A 24870-nucleotide genomic window follows, 5' to 3' on the forward strand; every position below is an offset into this window, starting at 1 on the left:
GCGCACGCCGGACTACCACGAGGTGCACATGAACACGCCCAACCACCCGCCGCCGGGCCCGTATTCCCGCCCGGGCCAGCCCGGCCCCGGCCGCGCTCCCGCCCCGCAGGTCCGGCGGCCCGCCCCCGGCAGTGGGTACCCGGGCGCGGACCCGCGCTGGCCGGGGGGCGCCGGCGGCCGGCCCGGCCCGGTCGACCCGCGCCCGGGTGGCCACGGCCCGGGTCCGGCGGGACCCCGGCCCGCCTTCCCCGGGCAGTCCCGCCCGCACCATCCCCCGACCGGCCCCGACATCGCCGGCCCGCGCGGTCCACGGCCCGACGACGGTCCGGAGACCCTTCCCGTGGTCTACGACGGGCCCCCGCCTCCGCCGCCGGCACGGTCCCGCCGCACCGAGGAGGGCCAGCCGGCCGTTCCGCCCGCCGCGGCCGGGGAACCGGGGCGGTCCTCCTCCCCGCACGCGGGCAAGATCGTGAAGGTCGTCGGGATCGTCGTGCTGCTCGCCGTCGTCGCCGGCGTGGCGTTGTGGCTGCAGAGCTCCTCGCCCTCGTCGGCGAAGGTCGGCGACTGCATCAAGATCAACGATGTGGCCGCGGCGGACATCGACAAGGTCGACTGCGCCGCCGAGGACGCGCTCTACAAGGTCGCGGTCACCACCGAGGACGCGGAGGCAGGCTGCCCCTCCCGCGCCTACCTGGCCTACAGCGAGACCGGGCGCAACGAGCTGCTGCTGTGCCTGGCGCTCAACGCCGATGAGGGCGAGTGCTTCCAGGCGACGCCGCAGAGCCACCGGAAGGTCGACTGCGCCTCGCCGGACGCCATGTTCCGGGTCTCCCAGGTGATCCCCGGTGTCGACGACGCGTCCCGGTGCGGCGAGTTCGCCGACAACGCGCTCACCTATCCGGAGCCGGCGATGACCATCTGTCGGGTGGCTCCGGACGCCGCGGCGACCTGACGGCGGGGCCCGACGAACACGGCCGGTCGCTGGTTCACCTGAGGTAGCTTGACCGGGTGAACCGCTGTCTTACCCAACGTCAGCAAGAGCTCGTCGACGTGGCCGGGAAGCTCGCGGACGTCTTCGCCGAGCGGGCCGCAGAGCACGACCGGGAGAACACCTTCCCGGTGGAGAACTACGACGACCTGCGGGCCGCCGGTTTCCTCGGCCTCACCGTGCCGACCGAGCTCGGTGGTCAGGGCGCCTCGCTCGAGGAGCTGGTGCCGGTCCTGGAGCGCCTGGCCATGGGCGACGGGGCCACCGCGCTGGCCGTGGCGATGCACATCTCGCCGATCGGCCAGTGGGCCAGCGTGTGGCGGCGCACGGGGAACCCGCGCCTGGCCGACATGCTGGGCCGGGCGGCGCGGGGCGAGTTGATCTGGGCGTCGATCACCAGCGAGCCCGGCATGCGCAACGACATGACCGACGCGCGGACCGCGGCGGTCAGGGTGGCCGGCGGGTACCGGCTGACCGGCCGCAAGGCGTATGCGACGAACTCGGCGGTGGCCACCCACTGCTCGACCACCGCGCGGTACGAGGACGCGCCAGGCGGCCCGCGCCTGCTGCTGTGCCGGATCGCGCTGGACGCTCCCGGGGTCGCCACCCAGAAGACCTGGGACACCATGGGCATGCGGGGGACCCAGAGCAACGACGTCGTCTACGAGGACGTGTTCGTCGCCGACGAGGACGTCGTGCACTCGCTGCCGGTCGGGCACCTCGACGCGTTGGTGTTCGAGACCGTCTGGTCCTGGGCCATGGGCGCGTTCGCCGCGGTGTACACCGGGATCGCGGCCGGCGCCCTCGACTGGGCGGCCTCCCAGCTCGCCGCCCGGGGCAAGGGGACCGACCCGCTGGTCCAGGACACGGTGGGGGAGTGCGAGATCCTGGTGGAGAGCGCGCGGGCGTTGGCCTACCGGCACGCCCAGGAGGTCACCTCACGGCGGCTGTTCGAGCTCGGTGTGCAGGAGGGCATCGCCCGCTGCGCGCTGGTGAAGTACGTGGCCAGCAACAACGCGACGCAGGTGCTGCGCAGGCTGGTGGACGTGCTCGGCGGAGCGAGCTACTCCCGCAAGCTGCCCTACGAACGCATGTGGCGCGACGCGCAGGCCGGCACCTTCATGCCGATGGGCAACCAGGCGGCGCGCAAGATCATCGGAGCCAGCGCGCTCGGCGTCCCGGTCGCGCCGGTCATCGACTTCCCCGAGACCGGCCCGGACAGCAGGCCCAAGGCATGAGACAGACCGTCCGCGACGTCACCCGGGAGCTGTTGCGGGAGCTGGGGTTGACCACGATCTTCGGCAACCCCGGGACGACCGAGATCGGCTTCCTGCGGGACTTCCCGAACGACTTCCGCTACGTGCTCGGGCTGCAGGAGTCGGTCGCGGTGGCGATGGCCGACGGCTACGCGCACGCGAGCGGCTCGGCGGTGCTGGTGAACCTGCATTCGGCGGGTGGTGTCGGCCACGGGCTCGGGCACGTGTTCACCGCGTATCGCAACAACACGCCGATGATCGTGTTGGCCGGGCAGCAGGTGCGGTCGCTGATGCCGGGGGAGCCGTTCTTGGGGGCGATGGACGCGACACTGTTCCCCCGCCCGTACGTGAAGTGGGCTGTCGAGCCGGCCCGCCCGCAGGACGTGCCGGCAGCGCTGGCCCATGCCCACCGGGTCGCGACCCAACCGCCCCGGGGCCCGGTGTTCGTCTCGGTACCCGCCGACGACTGGGACGCCGAGTGCGCGCCGCTGCCCCTGCGTCCGCCGGTCCCCGGCTTCTGGCCCGACCCCGAGGCCATCGCCGGCCTGGCCGCCGCGCTCGCCGTCGCCGAACGGCCGGCCCTGGTCGCCGGCCCGGGCGTGGACGCGGAGGGAGCGATCCCGGACCTCGTGGCGCTGGCCGAGCGCACGCGCTCGCTGGTCTGGGCGAGCCCGATGGCCTGGCGCGGCTGCTTTCCCGAGGACCACCCGCAGTTCGCGGGTTTCCTGCCGCCGGAGGAGCGCGGCACGGTGGAGGCGTTGAGCCACCACGACCTCGTCGTGGTGCTCGGCGCCCCGGCGTTCCTGTACCACGTCTTCCGCGGCGCGGCCGAGCTGACGCTGCCCCCGCTGTACCTGGTCAGCGACGACGAGCAGGTGCTGGCCAGGGCCAGTGCGGGCGTCGGCATCCGGTCGGGGGTCGGCGCGGCGGTGCGTGCCCTGACCGCCGTGGCGGCCGAGCCGTCCCGCCCCGCACCGACCGGGCGAACCCGCAGGCCGCGGCCGCCGCGGAGCACGCCGCTCACGGTCGACTGGGTGTTCTCCGTGCTCGCCGACGTGTTGCCCGAGGACGTCCTGCTGGTCGAGGAGATCCCCAGCCACCTGCTGGTGCGCCGGGAGTACCTGCCCGTGCGCGCCCCCCGGACCGGCCTGCTCAGCACGGGCGGCGGTGCCCTCGGCTACGGCCTGCCGGCGGCGGTGGGCGCCGCGATCGGCGCCCCGCACCGCCCGGTGGTGGCGGTACTGGGCGACGGCTCGAGCATGTACTCCATCCAGGCACTCTGGACCGCGGCCCGCGAGCACCTGCCGGTCACGTTCGTGGTCCTGGACAACGCCCAGTACGCAGCGGTGGACATCCTCGCCGGCCCGGAGGGCGGGAAGATGCCGGGCGTCGAGCTGGGCGGCATCGACTTCCCCTCGCTGGCCACCTCCCTGGGCTGCCGAGCCCACCGGGTCACCCACCCCGACGACCTCGAGCCGACGATCGCCACCGCCCTCACGACCGCCGAGCCCACCCTCGTCCACATCCCCGTGGACCCCAAGCCCACGACGCTCTACTAGCGAGTGGTGCTCTTCCGGGTTTCCTGGCGTTCTGCTTCCAGGAAGCGTTGGGCTGCCAGCTGGGCGTTCGCGGGTGAGGGGTGGGCGGGCTGGGGCGTGGAGTGCGGGCGGTCGTGCAGCAGGCGCGCGATCTCCGTGCGCAGCTCGACGAACGTGGCCGAGCCGCGGGTGCTGATCTGGTCACGCTGGGCCGGCAGGCCGACGGTGAGGTCGGCCACGATCGACGCGGGCGACTTGGACAGCACCAGCACGCGGTCCCCGAGGTACACGCTCTCGTCGATGTCGTGGGTGACCAGCAGTACGGTGCTGCCGTGCTCGCGGCGTACGCGCAGCAGCAGGTCCTCGAGGTCGGCCCTGGTCTGCGCGTCCACCGAGGCGAACGGCTCGTCCATCAGCAGCAGGGCCGGCTGGCAGGCCAGCGCCCTGGCGATGGACACCCGCTGCTGCATGCCGCCGGAGAGCTGCCAGGGGTACTTGTGCGCCGCGTCGGTCAGCCCGACCCAGCTCAACGCCTCCATGGCCCTGGCCCGTCGCGGGGCTCGGCCCCGCGCCCGCGCCCGCAACGGGAACTCCACGTTGCCGCGCACCGACAGCCACGGGAACAGCGAGCGGCTGTAGTCCTGGAACACCACGGCCAGGTCAGCGGGCACGCCCTCCACCCGGTCGCCGTGCAGGGACACCTCGCCCGCGGTCGGCTTGATCAGACCGGCGATGCAGCGCAGCAGGGTCGACTTCCCGCACCCGGAGGGGCCGACGATGCAGGCCAGCTCGTCCTTGGCCACGGTGAAGGACAGGTCCTCCACGGCCACGTGCGCGCCGGGGCCGGCGCCGTAGTGGTGCGCGAGCCCGCGCACCTCCAGCATTGTCGGCATGTCATCCTCCTGCTCTTGCGGTCTGCTTGGCATTCGCCACCGTGGAGCGGGTCGGCTGCCAGCGGAGTGCGCGGCGCTCGACGGCGAGCAGCGCGATGTTCAGGCCATACCCGATGATGCCAAGCAGCACGATCCATGCCCACATCGTCAGGTAGTTGAACGCGGTCTGGGCGATGCGCAGCTGGGCACCGATGCCGTTGGGGGTACCCACCATCTCGGACACGACCATCAGGATCACCGCGATCGCCAGGCTCAGCCGGAGGCCGGCGAAGATCTTCGGCAGCGCGGCCGGCAGCACGACCATCGTCACCCACTGGGTGCGCGAGGTGCGGAACGAGCGCGCCGTGTCGGTCTTCACCGAGTCCACCGAGCGTACGCCGTCGACCGTGTTGAGCAGGATGGGCCAGAGGCAGCCGAACACGATCAGCGCCAGCTGCATGTCCTGGTTGAGCCCGAACAGCACGATGAACACGGGCAGCAGCGCGGGCGAGGGAAGGGCCCGGAAGAACGCGAACAATGGTCCTACGTACTGCATCCCGGTGCGGGAGCGTCCGAGGGCGGTGCCGAGTACGACGCCCAGCGTGACCGCGATGAGCCAGCCGCCGAGCAGGCGCAGCATGCTCGGCACCATGTCGTCGGCGATGCTGTCGCTCAGCGCGACGTTGCCGTTTCCGTCGGTGAACCAGATGGCCCACGCGTGGTGGACGATCTGCCACGGCGACGGGAAGAACACGTCGTCGGCCGCCGCGGTGGCCAGCTGCCAGGCCAGGACGGCGACGGCGAAGATGACCCAGCGCTGTGCGAAGGCCGCCACGCGGTTCATGACAGGGCCTCCGTGCGGGTCGTGTCGCTCCACCGGAACAGCCGTCGGCCGACCCGCTCCAGGCTCTCGTTGACCAGGTAGCCGAACAGGCCGATCACGACCGTGCCGGCGAGCACCTGGTCCATCGCGCCGATGGTGCTCGACACGTCGATGATGAACGCGCCGACGCCGACCTCACTGCCGGCCAGGTACTCCGTCGAGACCGTGACGATCAGTGCGATCGCCGCGGACAGGCGCAGGCCGGTGAACGCGAACGGCGCCACGTGCGGCAGGGCGACGGCGGCCAGGACCCTGGACCGGCGGGTGCCGAACGACCGCGCGGTGTCCAGCAGCAGCGGGTCGATCTCGTCGAGGGCGTAGATGATGTTGAACAGGATCGGCCACACCGAGGCGTAGAAGGCGAGCGTGATCTTCGCCTCCGGACCGGAGCCGAGCGTGACGATGACCAGGGGGATGAGCGCGACCGGCGGGATCGGCCGGAGGAACTCGATCAGTACCCGGGTCGCCGTGCGCAGCCACGGCAGGCTGCCCAGCAGCAATCCGGCGGGCACCGCGACCGCGACCGCGATGGCCAGGGCGACGAGCCAGGCCAGCACGGTCGCGATCACGTCGCGGATGAACGCCTCCTGGCCGAGCAGGTCGACCAGCGCACCCCACACGTCGGTGGGAGTGGGCAGGAAGGCCCGCTCGACCAGGCCGAGCCGGACGACTCCTTCCCAGAGCAGGAAGAAGCCGGCCAGCCCGATCAGGTTCCGGACTAAGGGACGCAACGACTCAGGTGACGGGTGCGGTGGGAACGATCATCTTCTCCGCGTCGAGTTCGGTCTTGATGACCTCGAACTCGAGCATGAGGTCCGGCACCCGCTGGATGCGGCTCGCTTCGAGCTTGGACTGGAACGTCAGCAGGGTCGCCATCTTCGCCGTCTGCTCGTCCACGCCCGCGAACTCGACGAGCAGCGGCTCGACCAGGCTGCGGTCGGACAGGGCGAGGTCGGTGCCCCGCTGCATGGCGCGCTGGAAGGCGGCGATGGTGTTCGGATGCTTCTCCACGAAGTCACCCAGCGCGCCCCAGCCGGCCACGGGCATGTCGGCGGTCGGACCGACGGCGGTGTCGAAGATCGGCACGGCCCCGGCGTTGCGCTGGGTGTCGACGATCCACGGCTCGGTCACGAACGCCGCGTCCACGTTGCCGCTCTTGAGCTGCTGCGCGGTCTGCGGGAAGGGGGTGGGGACGTAGGTGACGCTCTTCCAGTCCACGCCGTTGGTCTTCAGGGTGGCGTTGGTGAGCAGGTCGGAGATCGTGTTGGGGGCCGTGACGGCGACCCGCTTGTTCGCCATGTCCCGGACGCTCTTCACCGGCGAGTCCGGCACCGCGACGACCATCGTGGAGTTGGGACCGGCCGACGCGGCGTCGGCCACCAGCTTGACCCCGCCCTTGCTCGCCGCCGCGCCCTTGCTCTCGGCGAGGAACAGCGGCGTGTAGCTGGAGTAGGAGATGTCCGACTCGCCGCCGAGGAGCTTCTGCACGGAGGCGTTACCGCTGGGCGCGTCGACGGTCTTTACCGACAGGCCCTCCTCCTCGAAGAAGCCTTCCTTCCGCGCCAGGTGGAACGGCGTCAGGTCGGTGGTCTTCATGATCGAAATTGTGAGTTCTGTTTTCTCCAGCTTGCCGTTCCCGCTCGACTGCGGTTCGGTCTCGTCGTCCGAGCCGCCAAGCAGCCCGCAGCTGGACAACGCCGTGACCAGCGTCAACGTCGTTGCGACCTTGGGGAGACGGGTGCGCAGACCGCGCCCGGTACTGCCTTTGGGCATTTGAAGCCTCTCCTCAGGGAGTGAGGTTGCGAAAGCCGATAGGTGGTGGTGCCCCGTACACCAGGTCGCCACTCTAGAGACCTTCATCCCCGGGTCACAATGAGTGCCCGGTATCTCTCTTCCCAGTGACGGTCCCCAGGAGAACCGGGTGGTGAGCGCGTGTCTCCGTGCGCGTAGGGTGCCGGTTACTTCCGCACGTGCCGTGCGACCTGCGGGCCAACAGATACCCGATTGGGCACGTTCGTCACCCGATCGTGACCTTGGCCGAGCTAAACCGATCGAGAAAAATTGTTGCCTCCGCGTGACGTTTCAGACCCTGATGTGTGACCATCCGTCCGGAGGACTTACATCGCGAGAGAGCTTCCGCTACCTTCTGTGGCCACAGTGAGGTAGTCATCCATCGAAGCGGTTAAGGAGCACGCCCCGATGTACTTGCGCGTGCTTCCCAGCAGTGGGAGCTGGGAAGACGAGCGACAGGGGTGTCGCGCCGCTGGGGGCGCGCGAGGAGTCGGGGTCCTCACTGGGGTACTTGTCCGTTCGAGCTGGCGGGCTACCGGCTTGACAACCAGGGAGAGTGCTGGGAGTGCCCGACCACACTGCTGACGTCCCACCCCGTGCCGGAAACGCCACCGTCTATGGTGCCGCCGTGCCCGAGCAGAACCCGGACCGCAAACCCGGCCGCCCGTCGGCGCCGTCCGCCAGCGTGGTGAAGGGCGGCTCCGCCCTCCGCATGCGCAACTGGCGGCTGCGTACGAAGGTCATCGCCGTCATCGTGGTCCCGACGCTGACCGCACTCGCCCTCGGCGCGTTGCGGGCCAGTGACGACCTTGGCCGAGCCGCCGAGTTCCGGCAGACGGTCAGCCAGGTCGACCTGGCCCGGAACCTGACGAACGTGGTGCACGAGCTGCAGAAGGAACGCACCCTCGCGGTGGCCTGGGTCGCCGGCGACCGCCAGGGCGACCGGACCGTGCTGGACACCCAGATCCGCCTGGTCAACGAGGCGGTGGACTCCACGCGCAGTGTCGCGGCCGCGCTCGAGACCGACGACGAGGAAGCCAGGATTCGCTACAACGGCGGCCTGCAGCGCCTGTCCTCGCTCGGGGCGATCCGCGACTCGGCCAAGGACACGAGCTACCCCGACGTCGGGTTGTTCACCGTGTACTCCCAGGTGCTCGACGACGTGGTCCGCCTCGGCCGCGAGGTCAACAGCGCGGTCAACGACCGGGACCTGCTGCGTGACGGCACGGTCATCCAGTCGCTGTCCGAGGAAAAAGAGAACGTGGGCAAGGAGAACGCGATCCTCGAGATCGCCGCCGCCCACGACTCGTTCCCGGCCGACATGCTCTCCCGGATCCGCGACGCGCAGGCGAACGTGGACGCGGCGCAGCAGGACTTCAAGGCGAACGCCTCGATCGCGCAGTCGCAGCTTTACAGCGACACCTTCAGCGGCGCGGCGGTGGACGAGCGGGAGGCGCTCAAGGCCGAGGCGATCGCCACCGCGGAGCAGTCGACCGGTGAGATCCCGCTGCCGCTGCGGATCGACGGCGCGGACCTGGCCAACACCGGCTCCGAGGCACTCGAGAAGATGCGGCAGGTCGAGAGCGAACTGCTCAACCAGCTGCGCACCGACGCCAACGCCCTCGCCGACGAGGCGACGGCCGCCGCCTGGCGCGACGCGGCGGTCGTGCTGGTCGCTCTGCTCCTGGCGCTGGGTCTGATGGCGATCGTGACCCGCTCGCTGCTGAACCCGCTGCGGGTGCTGCGCCGCGAGGCGCTGGAGGTCGCGAACCGGAAGCTGCCCGCCTCGGTGCAGCGAATCCTCGCCGATCCGGACCCGGCCGAGGCCGCCAAGCACGCGATCGAGCCGGTGCCGGTGTTCACTCGGGAGGAGACCGGCCAGCTGGCCCGCTCGTTCGACGCGGTCCAGGAGCAGGCGGTCCTGATGGCGACCGAGCAGGCCCTCCTGCGCGACAACATCAACTCGATCTTCGTCAACCTGTCCCGCCGGTCCCAGGCGCTGGTGGAACGCCAGCTTTCGCTGATCGACCGGCTCGAGCAGGACGAGCAGGACCCGGACCAGCTGGCAAGCCTGTTCGAGCTCGACCACCTGGCCACCCGGATGCGGCGGAACTCGGAAAGCCTGCTGGTGCTCTCGGGTACCGGCCTGTCCCGCCAGCTCAACCGCCCGGTCCCGGCCTCCGAGGTCGTGGGCGCCGCGGTCTCCGAGGTCGAGCACTACGCCCGGATCGAGGTCGCCTCGGCACCGGACGTCGCGGTGCAGGGTCGCGCGGTCTCCGACCTCGTGCACGTCATCGCCGAGCTGCTGGACAACGCCACCTTCTTCTCCGAGCCGGAGAAGAAGGTCATCGTCCGGATGGCGATGACCCGCAAGAAGGAGCTCGCGATCCAGATCACCGACCAGGGTGTCGGTATGTCGGAGGACGAGATCAACGCGGCCAACGCCCGTCTGGCCGACCCGCCCGACCTGGATGTCGCCGTGACCAGGCGAATGGGTCTGTACGTGGTCGCCCGGCTGGCGAAGCGGCACAACATCGTCGTCCGGCTGCGGGACAACGAGGACATCGAGGGCGGCCTCATCGCCCGGATCAACGTCCCGGCCGACCTGGTCCAGCCGCTCGGCGCGACCCCGCGCTCGATGTCGGCGACCTCGACGACCTCGTCCCTGCAGGCCGCGGCCATGGACTCGCCCGGGATGGGTCTCGGCTCGAGCATGCCGAACGTGCCGAACACCCCGGCGCCCGTGCGCAACAGCGGGATCGCCGGAGCGTTCACCGGCGGCATGCCGAGGCTGCGTCCCGACGGCAGCGCGATGGGCGAGGAGACCCGGCAGGACCGCACTCCGCAGGAGGTCGCGGGATACCCGCCGTACTCGCCGGGCTCGGAGCGTAACGGCGCCACCCCCGCCAACGGCACGCCGTCGGCGACCGGTGCCAACGGCCGGCACGACGAGGACAACACGGCCACGCTGTTCGGCAGCCCGCTGCCGGAGACCAGCGAGACCGACACCGGCTACCCGCCGCTCGGTGCCGGCCGTCCGCCCGCCGAGCAGGACCACAACGTGGACGCGCCGACCGAGCGCCTGCCGATCTACGAGGCCGTCCTGTCGCAGTGGTTCGAGGCGGCGGACACCGGCTCGCACCAGCGGCAGCCGGCCGAACAGGGCGCTGAGCCCTCGGCCGAGCGGCAGAACGGCAACGGCTCGACCAACGGTGCGAACGGCGCCACCGCCAACGGCACGGCGAACGCCAACGGCACGGCGAACGGCAACGGCAACGGTGTCGCCCCCGCGACCGACAACGGTCACGCGGCGGCTCCCGCCGAGGCGCCGGCCGAGCAGCGGCCTGAGCCGGCGGCGTGGACCTCGCCCGGTGACGAGGGCTGGCTAGCCGCGCAGGCGCTGCTGGAGAACAAGCCGGACGCCACCACGACCGCCGGGCTGCCCAAGCGGGTGCCCAAGGCGCACCTGGTGCCGGGTTCGGCGCAGCCGCGCACATCGGAGACCGCCGACGACACGCAGGTGGCCCCTCCGTTGCCCCCGCGCACCGCGGACGCCGTCCGCGGTCGCATGTCAAGCTTCCAGCAGGGTGTGCGCCGTGGCAGGCACGCTCTCATCGAGGCCTACGCTGGTGACCAGTCCGGTCCCGAGGTCAGCCGTAAAGACGAGGAGCAGGAGTGACGACCCCGTCCACGAATCAGCCCGGTAGCTTCGGGTGGCTCATCACAGATTTCGTCCGTCAAGTGCCCGGTGTGGCACACGCCGTCGTCGTGTCGGCTGATGGGCTCTTGTTGGCCGGGTCCCAGGGCCTGCCGAGGGACAGGGCCGAGCAACTCTCGGCGGTGTCCTCCGGTCTGGTCAGCCTCACGCAGGGTGCGGCCCGGTGCTTCGAGGCCGGCGGCGTGAACCAGACCGTGGTCGAGATGGACCGCGGGTACCTGTTCCTGATGTCGATCTCGGACGGCTCGTGCCTCGCGGTGCTCGCCGCGCCGAACTGCGACATCGGACTGGTCGCCTACGAGATGACGTTGCTGGTCGAGCGGGTTGGCCAGCAGATGACTCCGGAACTGCGTGCGCAGCTACAGGGCGCACAGCGCAGGTAGTCGTGCTCACCGCCCGGATGCGGATGGAGAGCGGAGGTAGGGCCCCATGCGACCCACTCGGGGACACCTGCAGCGACGATTATCGCGCGCCGAAGAGTCAGAGCGGAGGCGAGTAGAGATGCCCGAAAGAGGCTGGGAGGACCTCCCCGAGCCTGATGTCGGCGACGCGCCGAACAGGTTCGACGTCGACGGTTTCCGGGCCCGACTGTTCGGCGGGCCCGGGGCCACGCTGTACGGCGACTCCGGCATCCCGGCGCAGTCCGCGTGGGACAGCAAGGAGATCCCGACCGTCTCGCCCAACGAGGACAGTGGTTACCACAGCGGTTACCACACCGGTGGGTTCAACAGCGGGGTCTTCAACAGCAGCTCGGACCTGCTCGGGGACTCGGGACGGGAGGGCGGCTCGCTCGTCCGCCCGTACACCAAGACCGGTGGCCGTACACGGTCCGACTACGATCTGGCGATCGAGGCGCTGGTCTCCACCAGCGAGAGGGGGAAGGCACCGGACGCGGCCGTCCTTCCGGAGCACCGGTCGATCTGCGGCCTGTGCCTGGACACCAGGTCGGTCGCGGAGGTGGCCGCACACCTCCGGCTGCCCCTCGGGGTGGCCAAGGTGTTGATCGGAGACATGGCCGGTATGGGACTGGTCCTGATCCACCAGAGCGGCATGGTCGTCGGCGACCGGCCGTCGATCGAATTCATGGAAAGGGTGCTCAGTGGTCTCCGCAGGCTCTAGTCCCCTCAGCCCGCGTGGCGCGGCACCGCAGCCGACAACTTCGGCCAAGATCGTTGTCGCCGGCGGGTTCGGGGTCGGCAAGACGACCCTCGTCGGCTCGGTGTCGGAAATCGTTCCGCTGACCACCGAGGCCGTCATGACCGAGGCGAGCGTCGACGTCGACGACCTGACGAACACACCGAACAAGGTCACCACCACGGTGGCGATGGACTTCGGCCGCGTGTCGCTGGACAGCGACCTGATCCTGTACCTGTTCGGTACGCCGGGTCAGCACCGGTTCTGGTTCATGTGGGACGACCTCGTCCGCGGCGCGATCGGTGCCGTGGTGCTGGTCGACACCCGACGGCTGGCCGACGCGTTCGCCTCGATCGACTTCTTCGAGGACCGCGGGCTGCCCTACGTGGTCGCGATCAACTGCTTCGACCGGGTGCTGCACCACCGCGTGGACGACGTCCGGGACGCGCTCACGATCGAGCAGACCGTGCCCGTGGTCACCTGCGACGCGCGCGACCGCGAGTCCACCAAGGAAACGCTGATCACGCTGGTGGAGCACGCGATGCACCAGCGGATGTCGGCCCGCGCCGGCTGACGCCGCACCAGGCGGACCGGACCACAGACGGACCAACGACGCGCCCTCGGCTCAGCCGAGGGCGCGCCGTGCGTAGTGGGCCATCGAGCACGTCGCCTCGTCGGCCTCGTCGATGTCCCCGCGGGCCAGTGCCCGCAGCGCGTCGGCGGCCCGGCAGACGCCCATCAGCGCGTCGATCACGCGCTCGTGCTCCTCGTCGGTCCGGGTGAGGTCGAGCCGGGCGAGTAACCTCCGCACACCACCGTCGATGACGTCGGCGCGGTCGAGGAGGCCCGCCCGCGCGACGCGGAGCCGGTGGTGCGCGGCGCGCCGCTCGTCCTCACCCATACGCCGACGATGCGCGCCTCGGCTCGAGAACGACTCGCACCCAGGTCGAGACCTGCGCGTGGGCGGGTCAGGAGGACGCGATCAGGGACGCCGAGGTGATGCGGTGCAGCGGGTACTGGCGGACCGTGTCGTTGACCTTGTCGCGGCCCTCGAGGATCCCGCCGCCGACCCGGAACGGTGTGACCACCCGCTGGCTGGCCACGCCGCGGGAGTCGACGAAGTCGATCAGCACGTGGCCGTTCTGCTCGATGGCCTCCCGCAGCAGGGCCAGCGTCGCCGCGGTGTCGGCCGCGCCGCCGCCCGCGGTGAGCGAGACGGTGCGGCCGCGGCGGGTGGCGGCCGCGGTGTCGCCGGCACGCAGCTGCGCGACGATCTCGCGCATCCGCTCCTCGCTGGGCGCGGTCGGCGGACCGCCGCGCCGAACCCGCGCCGTGGCCGGCACCCGGTGCCCGGCCTGGCGCAGGTCCACCACCTGGCCGTCGGCTCCCTCCGCGGCCGGGGCGAACCCGACCTTGCGCAGCTCATCCAGCACCTCGGCCAGGGGGAGCGGGCTGACCAGCACGGTGGGTGCGATCCGCCGCAGCTCCAGCGAGGCCGCCGTGGGGTGGGCGGACACCTCGGCCAGCAGGACCGGGTCGTCGCAGCGCAGGAAGGACGTGGCGGTACCGCCGCGGAGCCGGCCGTGGCGGCGGGCGATGTCGTCGATCAGGTAGCTCAGCGACTGCGGGACCGGTGTCCTGGACCTGGTTCGGAACAGCTCGTGGAGGTCCTCGGCGGTCCGGCCGGTGTCCAGGGCGCGCCGCACCGAGGCCTCGGTGACCCGATAGACGGTCGCGCTGCCCGCCGACTCGACGTCGGCGACCTGGCCGATGTCGATGGCCAGGGTGGGTTCGAGCGGACCCGGCGCGACGACGGTCAGGTCGGCCTGCACCAGGACGTGGTCCACCGGCTCCGGCATCGACTCGGCCATGGCCTTCGCCGCGGCGGCGGGACCGTCGTCGAGCAGCGCGCGGCCGGCCGAGGTGATCGCGCCCAGCGCCACCACGCCGAGCGCGGTGGCCTCGGTCATGGTCCAGCGCACGATCTCGTCGCGCAGCCGGCCGCCGCGACGCGGGGCGCGCCAGGCCAGCACCTCGGCCAGCTCGTCGGGTGAGGCGACGCCGGTGTTCGGCGGCAGCTCGGCCAACGCGGCGAGCACCCGGCGTCGCTCGACCGGCGCCGGCGGGCGCCGCAGGTCGTCCGAGAGCGGTGCGAGCACCTTGTCCTTTGCGTCGCGCATCCCGGCCAGGCCGGGCAGGCGCGGCAGGTCCAGCCAGGCCGCGGCCAGCGTGGCCCACTGGTTGGCCGGCGCGGCCACCAGCCAGGGCTCGACCGCGGTGGTCGGCATCCACTCCGGGTTCGTCGCGGTGGCGCTGTCGGCGACCAGGCCCGCGCCGAACAGGAGCTCGGCGACGAACGCCGCACCCCGGTCGTCGGTGTCCAGCTCGCGCGCGAGCCGCCGGACGTCGCGTACCCCGAGCCCGCCGGACTTGAGCACGCCGGCCGGTTCGACCGACCACAGGGCGACGAGGTTCTCCGCCCGGCGAACCAGTTCCAGCACCTCGCCGGCGCCGGTGGCGTCCACATCGGAGCGCCTGGTGGTGCGCAGCGGCGGCTCGTCCAGCCGAACCGTCCCCAGTGGACTCTCGCCGCGCAGGGCGAGGCCGACCTGGCGGGGCAGTTCGACGGTCTCGGCGTCCCGACGCAGCAGCAGCCCCTGGGCGAGCAGCCGCTGGACCGGCGTCTCGGCGCGCTCGAGCGGCACCACCACGGCGGCGTCGCGGGTGCGGCCGACCGGCGAGCCGTGGGCGAGCGTGGCCAGCAGGCGGCGGTCCGCCTCGGGCAGTGTCTCCAGCAACGCCGCCACGTCCACACCCTCGAGCACCGGCGAGGTCTGGCCGAGCCCGGCCGGGTAGAGCCCGCTCGCCTCCCGCGCGGCCGGCGCGACCGAGTACTCCGCCGACCCCCAGGCGAGCGCGAGCGCCACCAGCCGGTCGAGGGCGGCGCGGACCCGACTCGTGGACGCCTCGGGCCCGACCAGCTCGGCGACCCGCTCGGCCGCCACCGGGTGCTGGTCGGCGTCGGCCACGACGAGCGCGTCGAGCACCGCGAGCGTGAACGTGTCCAGGCTCTCCGCGGCCCTGGTCAGCGAGGCCCTGCTGCCGGCCCTGGCGGCCAGCACCGCGATGTCCGGCGGCGGGGGCGCGGCCAGGTCGGGACGGGCGCGCAGCAGGTCGGCCAGCATCTGGTCGTCCTGACCGCGCAGCCATTCGGTCAGCGGGACGGCGGGCACGTGACCACGGTATACGCGATCTCCGACAGTCGCGGAGGTCCGGTAGCCTCAAGCACCGTCAAGCGTCACAGTAGTGATGCCGTGAGTGATGTCCGCAATGATGTCCCAGTCGTTGGAGGCCCCAGTGGCGAAGGCCAAGCGTTCGCACCGCATCGATCCGACCTGGCCGGACGTCGAGCACCCGGTGTCCGAGCTTGCCGCCGACCGGCAGGGCGCGCTGTCCCCCTACGGTGACCTCACCTTCCCGCTCCCGGCCGACGAGCTCGGCTACGAGCACCCGGACACCGAGATCAACAAGTAGCCATGCCAGTTCCCGGCCCCGGCTACTCGATCACCGTCCGGGTCGAGGCGCCGCCCTCCGCGAGTGCCGCTGGTGACCTCGCCGCCGCCGTCGGGCGGGCCGGCGGGGTGATCACCGCGTTCGACGTCGTCGAGTCGCACACCGACCGCATCGTCGTCGACCTCACCGCCAACACCTACTCCGACGCGCATGCCCGCGACATCACCACCGCGCTCGAGGAGCTGCCCGGTGTCGTCGTCCGCAAGGTGTCCGACCGGACGTTCCTGATCCACCTCGGCGGCAAGATAGAGGTCAGCCCGAAGGTCGCGCTGCGCAACCGCGACGACCTCTCCCGGGCCTACACCCCGGGCGTGGCCAGGATCTGCCAGGCCATCGCCGAGAACCCCTACGACGCCCGCCGGCTGACCATCAAGCGCAACACGGTGGCCGTGGTCACCGACGGTTCGGCGGTGCTGGGCCTGGGCAACATCGGACCGGCCGCGGCCCTGCCGGTGATGGAGGGCAAGGCCGCGCTGTTCAAGAAGTTCGCCGGGGTCGACGCCTGGCCGGTATGCCTGGACACCCAGGACACCGAGGAGATCATCCGCACGGTGAAGCTGATCGCGCCGGTCTACGGCGGCATCAACCTCGAGGACATCGCCGCGCCCCGCTGCTTCGAGATCGAGGCGCGGCTGCGCGAGGCGCTGGACATTCCGGTGTTCCACGACGACCAGCACGGCACGGCGATCGTGGTGGTCGCCGCACTGCGCAACGCCCTGCGGGTGGTCGGAAAGCAGCTCTCCGACTGCAAGGTCGTCGTCTGCGGCGCGGGCGCGGCCGGCTCGGCGATCATCCGGCTGCTGCTGCAGAAGAAGCCGGCCGACGTGCTCGCCGTCGACGTGCACGGCATCGTGCACCCCGGGCGGGACGGCATGGACCCGAACCTCGCCTGGGTCGCCGCGAACACCAACAACGAGGGGCTCACCGGCAGGTTGACCGACGCGTTGGTCGGCGCGGACGTGTTCATCGGCGTCTCGGCGCCCAACCTGTTCGGCGCCGACGCGGTCGCCACGATGGCGCCGGACCCGGTGGTGTTCGCCCTGGCCAACCCGGACCCCGAGATCGACCCGCTGGAGGCGCAGCGGCACGCCGCGGTGGTGGCCACCGGGCGCAGCGACTACCCGAACCAGATCAACAACGTGCTGGCCTTCCCGGGGGTGTTCCGCGGGCTGCTCGACGCGCAGGCCCGCGGCATCACCGACGAGATGCTGCTGGCCGCGGCCGACGCGATCGCCGACGTCGTGGACGGCGACCGGGTCAACGCCTCGTTCATCGTGCCGAGCGTGTTCGACTCCGCGGTGGCGCCGGCGGTGGCCGAGGCGGTGTCGCGGGCGGCGGCACCGGTCGGCGCCCGCCCCGCGTAGGGCGCGGCATAGCATCGGTGTGTGGTTGAGCTGAGTCATGTGGACGCCTCCGGTGCGGCCCACATGGTGGACGTGACGGGCAAGGAGGCCTCCGCGCGCGTCGCGGTCGCCACCGGGACGGTGCGGACCACCGAGGAGGTGGTGTCGCTGCTCCGCTCGGACGGCCTGAAGAAGGGCGACGCGCTCGGCACTGCCCGGATCGCCGGCATCATGGGCGCGAAGCGCACGCCGGACCTGATCCCGCTGTGCCATCCGATCGCGATCTCCGGGGTGAGCGTGGAGTTCACCCTGGGGTCGGACCGGGTGGACATCACGGCGACCACGAAGACCACCGATCGCACCGGCGTGGAGATGGAGGCGTTGACCGCGGTCGCGGTCGCCGGCCTGACCCTGCACGACATGATCAAGGCGGTGGACCCGGCCGCGGTGCTCGACGCCGTACGGCTGGAGCGCAAGGACGGCGGCAAGACCGGTACCTGGACGCGACCGGAGGACAGATGACGCGCACGGCACGGGTGGTGACCGCGTCCAACCGCGCGGCCGCCGGGGTGTACGAGGACCGGACCGGCCCGCTGATCGTGGACTGGTTGCTTGGCCGCGGTTTCGAGGTACCCGCGCCGGCGGTGGTACCCGACGGCGATCCGGTGCTGCGTGCCCTGCGTGAGGCGGTCGGCGAGCGGGTCGACCTGGTGATCACGACCGGCGGCACCGGGATCACCCCCACCGACCACACGCCGGAGATGACCGCACGGGTTCTCGACTACGAGATCCCCGGCCTCGCCGACGCCGTGCGGAGCGCGGGCTTGCCCGCCGTTCCCACCGCGGTGCTTTCCCGTGGCCGGGCCGGCGTGGCCGGCACCACCCTGGTCGTGAATCTGCCGGGGTCGCCGGGTGGGGTTCGGGACGGGCTCGGGGTGCTGGAGGGGGTGCTGGACCACGCGCTCGACCAGCTGCACGGCGGAGACCACCAGCGCCCCTCGGTCGTGCCGGCCCGGGTGCTGCGTGCCGAGGTGCTCGACGTCCCGTTGTCGGTCGAGGAGCACGCGGCCCTCGTGGACGACCCGGCGGCCGGCGCGGTGGTGACCTTCGCCGGCGTGGTCCGCGACCACGACGGGGGGCGGGGGGTGCGCGACCTCGACTACGAGGGCCACCCGAGTGCGAAGGCCGTGATCGAGGAGGTCGCCGGCGAGGTGGCCGGTCGGCACCCCGGCGTCCGGGCACTGGCGGTGAGCCACCGCCTCGGCTCACTTGCCATCGGTGACGTCGCGCTGGCCTGCGCCGTGGCCGCCGAGCACCGGGCCGAGGCGTTCGCGGCCTGTTCGGACCTGGTGGACGAGGTGAAGCGGCGCCTGCCGGTGTGGAAGCACCAGAACTTCACCGACGGCACCGACGAATGGGTCAACTGCCCCTGACGCTCGACAGACAGACAGACAGACAGGCGAAGGGCTCCACCGCCGGGGGATGACGCGGTGGAGCCCTTCGGTACTGCTATGCCTGTCGGCTGGTCACTTCGTGGCGATCTTCTGCCCGGCCAGGATCAGGTCCGGGTCGCCGATGAACTGCTTGTTCTTCTCGAACAGTGCCTGCCAGCCGCCCTGCACCTTGAGCTGCTCCGCGATCTTGGTCAGCGTGTCGCCGGCCTTGATCGTGTAGTCGCCCTTCGGGTTGGACTTGGCCAGGATCGGCTTGGGCGGAGCGTAGGTCCGCTGCTCCTGCGGCGCCTGCTGCGGCGCCGCCTGCTGCTGAGCCGGCTCCTCGTAGGAGGAGGAGGACTCGGCGGGGGCACCGGCGTACTCGTTGCTGCTGCCGCCGGAGGAACCGCCACGAGCCCCACAAGTCGGCCAGGCGCCGATACCCTGGGACTGCAGGGTGTTCTCGGCGACCCTGATCTGCTCGGCCTTGGACGCGTTCGCGGGGTTGCCGGAACCGCCGTTGGCCTCCCAGGTGCCCTGGGAGAACTGCAGCCCGCCGTAGTAGCCGTTGCCGGTGTTGATGCCCCAGTTGCCGCCGCTCTCACACTCGGCGATCGCGTCCCAGTTGACCGAGGGGTCCGCCTGTGCCGGAGCGGCCACTCCCAGGGGAACACCGACCGCAGCACCGGCCACGAGGACGCGCGCGATGGTGCGTCGGGTGGTGGATGGCTTGCGGTGTTTGCCTTGGTACGCCATTGTGCTCTCTCCCTCAACACCTGTCTGGGGTGCCAACCCCGTCCGGAGGGTCTCTTTCAGTCGGGGATAACGTCCGCGCGCCCGCCGGACGGGTTCGGTGTTACGAGCGCTCGGTTCCTGCACGGCTGGTCGGGACCAACCGAGAGCGACGGTACGTAGCAAAAACGCCGAAAGGAAATTTAAGTTGCCGTGGCGTGAGTCACAGTAACGTGGCGGATGCGGTAACGATTGAGGCATTTCCCCTGGTGAGAGGCCTGAATTTCATCGTTATCTCCCCGTTTCATTGGGGATATAGTTCACCCTAGCTGAGGTCTGCGTCACGTTTTCTTGAGAACTTTCACGTTCCGTATCGGTTGGGACAATAGCGCAGACACTGCAGTGTGAAAGCAGCTCGCTACGCGGTGGAGTGCTCTCGTAATTCGAGGGAGGATTGGCCGTCGAAGTCAAGCTCGAGGTGGATCGGGAAAACAGCAGGTCACAAAGGTTTTCAGACGCGGCCGGCCGCCCGCGCCGGCCGCGTGGCGTCGAACGGCGCGCTGCGTGGCGTGAGCCGCTGGAGCGAAGGCGCACCGTGGGAGTCCGCCCAGGTCGGTGACCAGGTCGCGGAGGGTGGCTGGCCGGTCTTCCGTCGCCATGGAGGCGGGCCGAGCGTCAGAGGCACGCACCGTAGTCAACGCGGACGCGGAACGTCACTCTCAGGGCCGCAGAGGGCTTCCCGGTGAGCCGGGCGGGTGGGCCTCGGGGCCGTGCTCAGCCGCCGGCGAACGGGGGCAGGACGTCCACGGTGGCGCCGTCCGGGACCGCCGTGCTCGTGTCACGCACAGCGACAGCGTCGAGCAGGAAGCTGCACGCGGTGAGCACCCGCGTCAGGCCCGCGCCGTGCCGTCCGCCGAGGTCGGCCACCAGGTCGTGCAGGGTGGCTCCGCCGGGGAGCCGCACGGTTTCCTCGTCGTGCCCCACTGCGGCCCTCGCGCCGGCGAAGAACCGCACACGGACCGTAGTAGTGCTGGGAGCAGCGGTCACACCCACAGGTTAGCGTTGCGCATGGCCTGGACGTATCTGATGGACATGGACGGGGTCCTGGTGCACGAGGAACACCTCGTGCCGGGCGCGGACAAGCTGATCGAGGAGCTGCGTGAACGTCAGCTCTCCTTCCTGGTCCTGACCAACAACTCGATCTACACCCCCCGGGACCTGCGGGCCCGGCTGCTCCGGACGGGCCTGGACGTCCCCGAGACGTCGATCTGGACCTCGGCGCTGGCCACGGCGACCTTCCTCGAAGCCCAGCGGCCGGAGGGTTCCGCCTACGTCATCGGCGAGTCCGGACTGACCACCGCCCTGCACGAGATCGGTTACGTGCTGACCGACCGGGACCCGGACTACGTCGTGCTGGGCGAGACCAGGACCTACAGCTTCACCGCGATCACCACGGCCATCCGGCTCATCGAGCAGGGTGCGCGGTTCATCGCCACCAACCCGGACGCCACCGGTCCCTCCCGGGAGGGCTCGCTACCCGCGACGGGCTCGGTTGCCGCGCTGATCGAACGCGCCACGGGGCGGGCGCCGTACTTCGTCGGCAAGCCCAACCCGCTGATGATGCGCTCGGCGCTCCGCGCGCTGGGTGCGCACTCGGAGTCGACGCTGATGATCGGCGACCGGATGGACACCGATGTGCGCTCCGGCCTGGAGGCGGGTCTGCGCACGATCCTGGTCATGACCGGCATCTCGACCCCGCAGACAGCGGAGCTCTTCCCGTACCGGCCGAGCCGGGTCATCGACTCGGTGGCGGACCTGGTGGGGCAGGCCGACAACCCGTTCCCCGAATAACACAGCACCCCGGCCAGTGGTGCCAGCCACCGGCCGGGGTGCCGCATGTTCCCGAACTGACTGCCGCTCCCACCACGAAGCGACGCGCTAAGGTTAGCCTAACTTTAGGGATCTGTGCAAGCTATGCGGCGTCGGCTCGTTCGAGGTTCCGTGCCTGGTTCCGCCGGGCCCGGCCGCGGGTCCACCGCGCGGTGCGCATCCGGTCCCGCACCGTCACACCGCCCCGCCGGGCGAGTACGACCCCGCAGACCACCGCGCTCAGTGCCGCGACGACGCCGCCCACCACGAACGGGGCCCGCCCGCCGAACTCCGCGGCGAGCCAGCCGGTCATCGGCGCGCCGATCGGGTTCCCGCCGACGAACACCAGCATGTACAGCGCCATCACCCGCCCGCGCATCTCCGGCGCCGTCGCGAGCTGGATCGTGCTGTTCGCGGTGGTCATGAACGTGATCATTGCGATCCCGGTCGGGATCAGGGCCAGCCCGAAGGCGAGGTAGGTCGGCATCAGCCCGGTCCCCACCTCGAGCACGCCGAAGGTGAAGGCCGCACCCACCAGCAGACCCATGCTCGGCCGGCTCTTCGTGCTGCGGCGTACGGCGAGCAGGGCGCCGGACAGCGTGCCGACCGCGAGCATCGTGGACAGCAGGCCGTAGCCGTCGGCGTCGCGGTGGAAGACGTTGGCCGCGGCGATGGCGAGCGTGGTGAAGAACGTGAAGGCGAACGTGCTGACGAACAGCACCATGGTCAGCACGATCAGGATGTCCGGTCGTCCCCGCACGTAGCGCAGGCCCTCCCGCAGCTGGCCCCGGCGCGAGGCGGGTCGTGGCTGGCGGTACAGCTCGGCCGGGTTCATCCGGACCAGGTTCACGATCACCGCGACCGTGGTGAGCGCGTTGACCAGGAACACCCAGCCGGTGCCGGTCCAGATGATCATCACGCCGGCGATGGCGGGGCCGACCACCCGGGCGAGGTTGAACATCGAGGAGTTCAGCGCGACGGCGTTGGTCAGGTGCTCCTTGCCGACCATCTCGCCGACGAACGACTGCCGCACGGGCGGGTCGACGGCGGTGAACATGCCGAACACCAGGCACAGCGCGTACACCTGCCAGAGCTGCACCAACCCGGTCAGGTCGAGCGTGCCGAGCACCAGCGCGCACGCCGCCATGCCCGCCTGCACGACGACCAGCATCCGACGCTTGTCATGCCGGTCGGCGAGCACGCCGGCCCACAGCGTGAACAGCAGGGTGGGCAGGAACTGGAGCGACGCGGCGATGCCCAGCGCCACCGGGTCGTAGCCGGACAGCTCGAGCACCAGCCAGTCCTGGGCGATGCGCTGCATCCACGTGCCGACGTTCGAGATCACCTGGCCCGACGCGAACAACCGGTAGTTGCGCACGCGCAGTGATCCGAACATGCCTCGAGGGTTCCGTTCGGTCTTCGACGGATCGACGAGCGCGGCTCGAGGCGAACCGTTCGTCCTGGTGGGGTCACACGTTTTTCGACTGTCTGTCACGGATCCTGCTGGCTCGCCAACCGGTCGATGATCTCCGACGCCTGGGACAGGATGTCCCGGTCGGCCTGGCTCAGCTCGGCCAGCCGCTTGTCCAGCCAGGCCTCGCGGGCGGAGATGTCGGCCAGGATGAGCGCGCTCCCCTCCTCGGTGATCTCGACGATGGCCTGCCGGCCGTCGCTGGGGTGCGGTCGACGGCTGACGTAGCCCGACTCCTCGAGCGCGGCGATCACCCGGGTCATGGAGGGAGGTTGGACGACCTCCTTGGCCGCCAGCTCGCCAGGGGTGAGCGGCCCGCACTTGTGCAGGCAGGACAGGGCGGAGAGCTGGGTGAGCGTGACCGAGGAGCTGGTCCGCTGGACCCGGAGCCTGCGGTTGAGCCGCACTGTCGCCAGCCGCAGACGGCTGGCGAGCGAGCGTTGGGCTACGTCGTGCTCACTTTTCGACACATCGTTAGCTTACCTCACGAATTCGGCGAAGTCAGGCGAACGCCGCCCGAATTGGCCCGATTGCGAAGTACACCACGAACAAGGCGGCAACGACCCACAGCAGCGGGTGGATGCCGCGTGCCCTGCCAGTCGCCGTGCGCAGGAGCACGTAGCTGATGAAGCCCGCGCCGATGCCGTTGGCGATCGAGTAGGTGAAGGGCATGACGACGATCGTGAGGAAGGCGGGGAGGGCGACGGTGAAGTCCTCGAAGTCGATCTCCCGGATCTGGCCCATCATCAGCACGCCGACGATCACCAGCGCCGGTGCTGCCGCCTCGACCGGGACCGAGGCGTAGAGCGGGGTGAGGAACATGGCCGCGATGAACAGCAGGCCGGTCACCACGTTCGCGAGCCCGGTCCTGGCGCCCTCGGCGATCCCGGCGGCGGACTCGATGTAGACGGTGTTGGAGCTGGACGACGCGGCCCCGCCGGCGACCGCACCGAGCCCGTCGACGAACAGCGCCTTGCCGACGTCGGGGAGCCGGCCGTCCTGGTCGACGAGCCCGGCCTCCTTGCCGAGACCGGTCATGGTCCCGATGGTGTCGAAGAAGTCGGTCAGTACGAGCGTGAACACGAGCAGGAACGCGGTGACGACCGGCACCTGGACCCACGCGTCGAAGTTGACCTGGCCGAGCAGCGAGAGGTCGGGCACCCCCACGACGTCCTCGGGAACCGCCGGGTAGCCGAGGTTCCAGCCGGTCGGGTCGACCCCCGCCGAGGGGCCGGCGTCCACGAGGGCCTCGATGAGGATCGCCAGCACCGTGGTGGCCAGCACTCCGATCAGGATCGCGCCCTTGACCCGCTTCGCGACGAGGATCCCGGTGAGGACCAACCCCACGACGAACACCAACGTCGGCCAGGACGCGATCGACCCGTTGATCCCGAGTCCGACCGGGACGGTGGTGTTCGCCGCGTCCGGTACGCGCCGGACGAACCCGGCGTCGACGAGCCCGATGAGCGTGATGAACAGCCCGATGCCCACCGCGATCGCCGCCTTGAGCGAGGGTGGGACGGCGTTGAACACCATCGTCCGCACCCCGGTGACGACGAGGATGAGCACGACGACCCCGTTGACCAGCACCAGTCCCATCGCCGCCGGCCAGCTCATCTGCGGCGCGATGCTGACCGCGACGAACGCGTTGATCCCCAGCCCGGTGGCCATCGCGAACGGGTAGTTCGCGACGAGTCCGAAGAGGATCGTGAGGACCCCGGCAACCAGCGCTGTGACCGCCGCGACCTGTCCGGCCGGGAGGATGTCGCCGAAGGCGTCGTCGTGGGTGGCCGGATTGTCCGGATCGGTGGAGAAGCTGCCGATGATCAGCGGGTTCAGCACCACGATGTAGGCCATCGTGACGAAGGTGACCAGCCCGCCGCGGATCTCCCGGGCGGGGGTGGAGCCGCGTTCGGAGATTTTGAAGTAGCGGTCCAGCGCTGTCCTGGTGCTCATGGGCCGGTAGCCTCGCAAACGTGCCAGGTGAAGCGGAACCCGACGTGCGGATCGAAACGCAGAAGTCACCTCCGCCCGCGCTGCCGCCCCGGCTGCTGGCGCTGGCGCCGGTGGTGTACGTGGGGACGGCGGTCTGGCTGCTCGCGTTCGTCCTGCTCGCGCTGGGGCACTACGTGCTCGACCTGGTGCCGCCGATCTGGATGTGGACGGCCCTGTGCGGGTTCGTGTTGGGAATGATCGGCGTGCCGGTCATGTGGTGGCAGAGCAGCGCCAGCCGGCGGGGGTCACGGGGAGCGCAGAAGGTCCAGTAGGG

Annotated in this window: 24 protein-coding genes; 13 read left to right on the forward strand and 11 right to left on the reverse strand. The window is 70.8% G+C overall.

The genetic code is table 11. The features are described 5' to 3' along the window. Nucleotides 1-28: 28 nt before the first annotated feature. The 3 genes from BU204_RS09395 to mdlC are packed head-to-tail and all read left to right on the forward strand — an operon-like array spanning nucleotide 29 to nucleotide 3803. Nucleotides 29-952: an LppU/SCO3897 family protein gene (locus BU204_RS09395; RefSeq protein WP_143229408.1), complete on the forward strand. Its 924-nt coding sequence runs from the start codon at nucleotides 29-31 to the stop codon at nucleotides 950-952. Between the two features lie 56 nt (nucleotides 953-1008). Next, on the forward strand, nucleotides 1009-2226 hold the full coding sequence (locus BU204_RS09400) for an acyl-CoA dehydrogenase family protein (RefSeq protein ID WP_075125214.1): 1218 nt from the start codon (nucleotides 1009-1011) through the stop codon (nucleotides 2224-2226). Continuing rightward, the gene (mdlC, locus tag BU204_RS09405) at nucleotides 2223-3803 is read left to right on the forward strand and encodes a benzoylformate decarboxylase (RefSeq protein ID WP_075125215.1); all 1581 of its coding nucleotides are present in this window, start codon (nucleotides 2223-2225) and stop codon (nucleotides 3801-3803) included. The genes BU204_RS09400 and mdlC overlap by 4 nt, the downstream gene beginning before the upstream one ends. Here mdlC and BU204_RS09410 read toward each other — a convergent pair. Genes BU204_RS09410 through BU204_RS09425 form a run of 4 tightly spaced genes read right to left on the reverse strand, consistent with a single transcriptional unit; the run spans nucleotide 3800 to nucleotide 7310 of the window. Further along, entirely contained in the window at nucleotides 3800-4675 is an 876-nt protein-coding gene (locus tag BU204_RS09410) for an ABC transporter ATP-binding protein (RefSeq protein WP_075125216.1), read from the reverse strand. The genes mdlC and BU204_RS09410 overlap by 4 nt on opposite strands. 1 nt (nucleotide 4676) lies before the next feature. Continuing rightward, the gene (locus tag BU204_RS09415; RefSeq protein ID WP_075125217.1) at nucleotides 4677-5498 is read right to left on the reverse strand and encodes an ABC transporter permease; all 822 of its coding nucleotides are present in this window, start codon (nucleotides 5496-5498) and stop codon (nucleotides 4677-4679) included. Continuing rightward, a complete protein-coding gene (locus BU204_RS09420; RefSeq protein WP_075125218.1) occupies nucleotides 5495-6268 on the reverse strand; it encodes an ABC transporter permease in 774 nt (257 codons plus the stop codon). Before BU204_RS09420 ends, BU204_RS09415 begins: the two co-directional genes overlap by 4 nt. Nucleotides 6269-6272: 4 nt before the next feature. Next, nucleotides 6273-7310, reverse strand: coding sequence for an ABC transporter substrate-binding protein (locus tag BU204_RS09425; protein ID WP_075125219.1), 1038 nt, complete (start codon nucleotides 7308-7310; stop codon nucleotides 6273-6275). Nucleotides 7311-7956: 646 nt separating this feature from the next. Here BU204_RS09425 and BU204_RS09430 point away from each other — a divergent pair. From BU204_RS09430 to BU204_RS09445, 4 genes are all read left to right on the forward strand, one after another. Next, entirely contained in the window at nucleotides 7957-11007 is a 3051-nt protein-coding gene (locus BU204_RS09430; RefSeq protein WP_233159878.1) for a nitrate- and nitrite sensing domain-containing protein, read from the forward strand. After that, the gene (locus BU204_RS09435; protein WP_075125220.1) at nucleotides 11004-11429 is read left to right on the forward strand and encodes a roadblock/LC7 domain-containing protein; all 426 of its coding nucleotides are present in this window, start codon (nucleotides 11004-11006) and stop codon (nucleotides 11427-11429) included. Before BU204_RS09430 ends, BU204_RS09435 begins: the two co-directional genes overlap by 4 nt. A 118-nt stretch (nucleotides 11430-11547) precedes the next feature. After that, nucleotides 11548-12165 (forward strand): DUF742 domain-containing protein, encoded by a 618-nt coding sequence (locus tag BU204_RS09440; protein WP_083661146.1) that lies wholly within the window; start codon nucleotides 11548-11550, stop codon nucleotides 12163-12165. Beyond that, the gene (locus BU204_RS09445; RefSeq protein ID WP_075125221.1) at nucleotides 12146-12754 is read left to right on the forward strand and encodes a GTP-binding protein; all 609 of its coding nucleotides are present in this window, start codon (nucleotides 12146-12148) and stop codon (nucleotides 12752-12754) included. Before BU204_RS09440 ends, BU204_RS09445 begins: the two co-directional genes overlap by 20 nt. 51 nt (nucleotides 12755-12805) lie before the next feature. Here the strand turns inward: BU204_RS09445 and BU204_RS09450 are convergent, their stop codons facing one another. Both BU204_RS09450 and BU204_RS09455 read right to left on the reverse strand, forming a co-directional pair. After that, the gene (locus BU204_RS09450) at nucleotides 12806-13081 is read right to left on the reverse strand and encodes a hypothetical protein (protein WP_075125222.1); all 276 of its coding nucleotides are present in this window, start codon (nucleotides 13079-13081) and stop codon (nucleotides 12806-12808) included. A gap of 67 nt (nucleotides 13082-13148) precedes the next feature. Beyond that, nucleotides 13149-15413, reverse strand: coding sequence for a helicase-associated domain-containing protein (locus tag BU204_RS09455; RefSeq protein WP_075125223.1), 2265 nt, complete (start codon nucleotides 15411-15413; stop codon nucleotides 13149-13151). A 97-nt stretch (nucleotides 15414-15510) separates the two neighbouring features. On the opposite strand from BU204_RS09455, the gene BU204_RS40670 reads away from it, so the two are divergent. The 4 genes from BU204_RS40670 to BU204_RS09470 are packed head-to-tail and all read left to right on the forward strand — an operon-like array spanning nucleotide 15511 to nucleotide 18529. Continuing rightward, nucleotides 15511-15714: a hypothetical protein gene (locus BU204_RS40670; RefSeq protein ID WP_408607998.1), complete on the forward strand. Its 204-nt coding sequence runs from the start codon at nucleotides 15511-15513 to the stop codon at nucleotides 15712-15714. 2 nt (nucleotides 15715-15716) lie between these two features. Further along, complete coding sequence (locus BU204_RS09460; RefSeq protein WP_075125224.1) at nucleotides 15717-17117, forward strand: NAD-dependent malic enzyme; 1401 nt, start codon at nucleotides 15717-15719, stop codon at nucleotides 17115-17117. A gap of 21 nt (nucleotides 17118-17138) precedes the next feature. Further along, a complete protein-coding gene (moaC, locus tag BU204_RS09465) occupies nucleotides 17139-17618 on the forward strand; it encodes a cyclic pyranopterin monophosphate synthase MoaC (protein WP_075125225.1) in 480 nt (159 codons plus the stop codon). Beyond that, nucleotides 17615-18529: a molybdenum cofactor biosynthesis protein MoaE gene (locus tag BU204_RS09470; RefSeq protein ID WP_075125226.1), complete on the forward strand. Its 915-nt coding sequence runs from the start codon at nucleotides 17615-17617 to the stop codon at nucleotides 18527-18529. Before moaC ends, BU204_RS09470 begins: the two co-directional genes overlap by 4 nt. A 93-nt stretch (nucleotides 18530-18622) precedes the next feature. Here the strand turns inward: BU204_RS09470 and BU204_RS09475 are convergent, their stop codons facing one another. Together BU204_RS09475 and BU204_RS09480 are read right to left on the reverse strand one after the other, a co-directional pair. Beyond that, nucleotides 18623-19285 (reverse strand): transglycosylase family protein, encoded by a 663-nt coding sequence (locus BU204_RS09475; RefSeq protein WP_075125227.1) that lies wholly within the window; start codon nucleotides 19283-19285, stop codon nucleotides 18623-18625. Between the two features lie 750 nt (nucleotides 19286-20035). Next, nucleotides 20036-20308: a MoaD/ThiS family protein gene (locus tag BU204_RS09480; RefSeq protein ID WP_143229409.1), complete on the reverse strand. Its 273-nt coding sequence runs from the start codon at nucleotides 20306-20308 to the stop codon at nucleotides 20036-20038. A gap of 21 nt (nucleotides 20309-20329) precedes the next feature. Between BU204_RS09480 and BU204_RS09485 the strand changes: the two genes are divergently transcribed. Continuing rightward, entirely contained in the window at nucleotides 20330-21112 is a 783-nt protein-coding gene (locus tag BU204_RS09485) for an HAD-IIA family hydrolase (RefSeq protein WP_075125229.1), read from the forward strand. A 121-nt stretch (nucleotides 21113-21233) separates the two neighbouring features. Here BU204_RS09485 and BU204_RS09490 read toward each other — a convergent pair whose 3' ends face one another. From BU204_RS09490 to BU204_RS09500, 3 genes are all read right to left on the reverse strand, one after another. Then, nucleotides 21234-22526: an MFS transporter gene (locus BU204_RS09490; protein ID WP_083661147.1), complete on the reverse strand. Its 1293-nt coding sequence runs from the start codon at nucleotides 22524-22526 to the stop codon at nucleotides 21234-21236. 95 nt (nucleotides 22527-22621) lie between these two features. Then, nucleotides 22622-23071, reverse strand: coding sequence for a MarR family winged helix-turn-helix transcriptional regulator (locus tag BU204_RS09495; protein ID WP_075125231.1), 450 nt, complete (start codon nucleotides 23069-23071; stop codon nucleotides 22622-22624). 31 nt (nucleotides 23072-23102) lie between these two features. Beyond that, nucleotides 23103-24557, reverse strand: coding sequence for an NCS2 family permease (locus BU204_RS09500; RefSeq protein ID WP_075125232.1), 1455 nt, complete (start codon nucleotides 24555-24557; stop codon nucleotides 23103-23105). Between the two features lie 20 nt (nucleotides 24558-24577). On the opposite strand from BU204_RS09500, the gene BU204_RS09505 reads away from it, so the two are divergent. Continuing rightward, nucleotides 24578-24868, forward strand: a complete 291-nt coding sequence (locus BU204_RS09505) for a DUF2530 domain-containing protein (protein ID WP_233159881.1) — start codon at nucleotides 24578-24580, stop codon at nucleotides 24866-24868. Nucleotides 24869-24870 lie beyond the last annotated feature (2 nt).

This window comes from Actinophytocola xanthii (assembly GCF_001921205.1).
Lineage (GTDB): Bacteria > Actinomycetota > Actinomycetes > Mycobacteriales > Pseudonocardiaceae > Actinophytocola > Actinophytocola xanthii.

Coding starts and splice junctions, on each gene's coding strand:
- BU204_RS09450 (WP_075125222.1), bottom strand. CDS start 13,081: ATGGGTGAGGACGAGCGGCGCGCCGCGCACCACCGGCTCCGCGTCGCG.
- BU204_RS09460 (WP_075125224.1), top strand. CDS start 15,717: ATGCCAGTTCCCGGCCCCGGCTACTCGATCACCGTCCGGGTCGAGGCG.
- BU204_RS40670 (WP_408607998.1), top strand. CDS start 15,511: ATGATGTCCCAGTCGTTGGAGGCCCCAGTGGCGAAGGCCAAGCGTTCG.
- BU204_RS09490 (WP_083661147.1), bottom strand. CDS start 22,526: ATGTTCGGATCACTGCGCGTGCGCAACTACCGGTTGTTCGCGTCGGGC.
- BU204_RS09440 (WP_083661146.1), top strand. CDS start 11,548: ATGCCCGAAAGAGGCTGGGAGGACCTCCCCGAGCCTGATGTCGGCGAC.
- BU204_RS09410 (WP_075125216.1), bottom strand. CDS start 4,675: ATGCCGACAATGCTGGAGGTGCGCGGGCTCGCGCACCACTACGGCGCC.
- BU204_RS09475 (WP_075125227.1), bottom strand. CDS start 19,285: ATGGCGTACCAAGGCAAACACCGCAAGCCATCCACCACCCGACGCACC.
- BU204_RS09395 (WP_143229408.1), top strand. CDS start 29: ATGAACACGCCCAACCACCCGCCGCCGGGCCCGTATTCCCGCCCGGGC.
- BU204_RS09425 (WP_075125219.1), bottom strand. CDS start 7,310: ATGCCCAAAGGCAGTACCGGGCGCGGTCTGCGCACCCGTCTCCCCAAG.
- BU204_RS09470 (WP_075125226.1), top strand. CDS start 17,615: ATGACGCGCACGGCACGGGTGGTGACCGCGTCCAACCGCGCGGCCGCC.
- BU204_RS09485 (WP_075125229.1), top strand. CDS start 20,330: ATGGCCTGGACGTATCTGATGGACATGGACGGGGTCCTGGTGCACGAG.
- BU204_RS09415 (WP_075125217.1), bottom strand. CDS start 5,498: ATGAACCGCGTGGCGGCCTTCGCACAGCGCTGGGTCATCTTCGCCGTC.
- mdlC (WP_075125215.1), top strand. CDS start 2,223: ATGAGACAGACCGTCCGCGACGTCACCCGGGAGCTGTTGCGGGAGCTG.
- BU204_RS09500 (WP_075125232.1), bottom strand. CDS start 24,557: ATGAGCACCAGGACAGCGCTGGACCGCTACTTCAAAATCTCCGAACGC.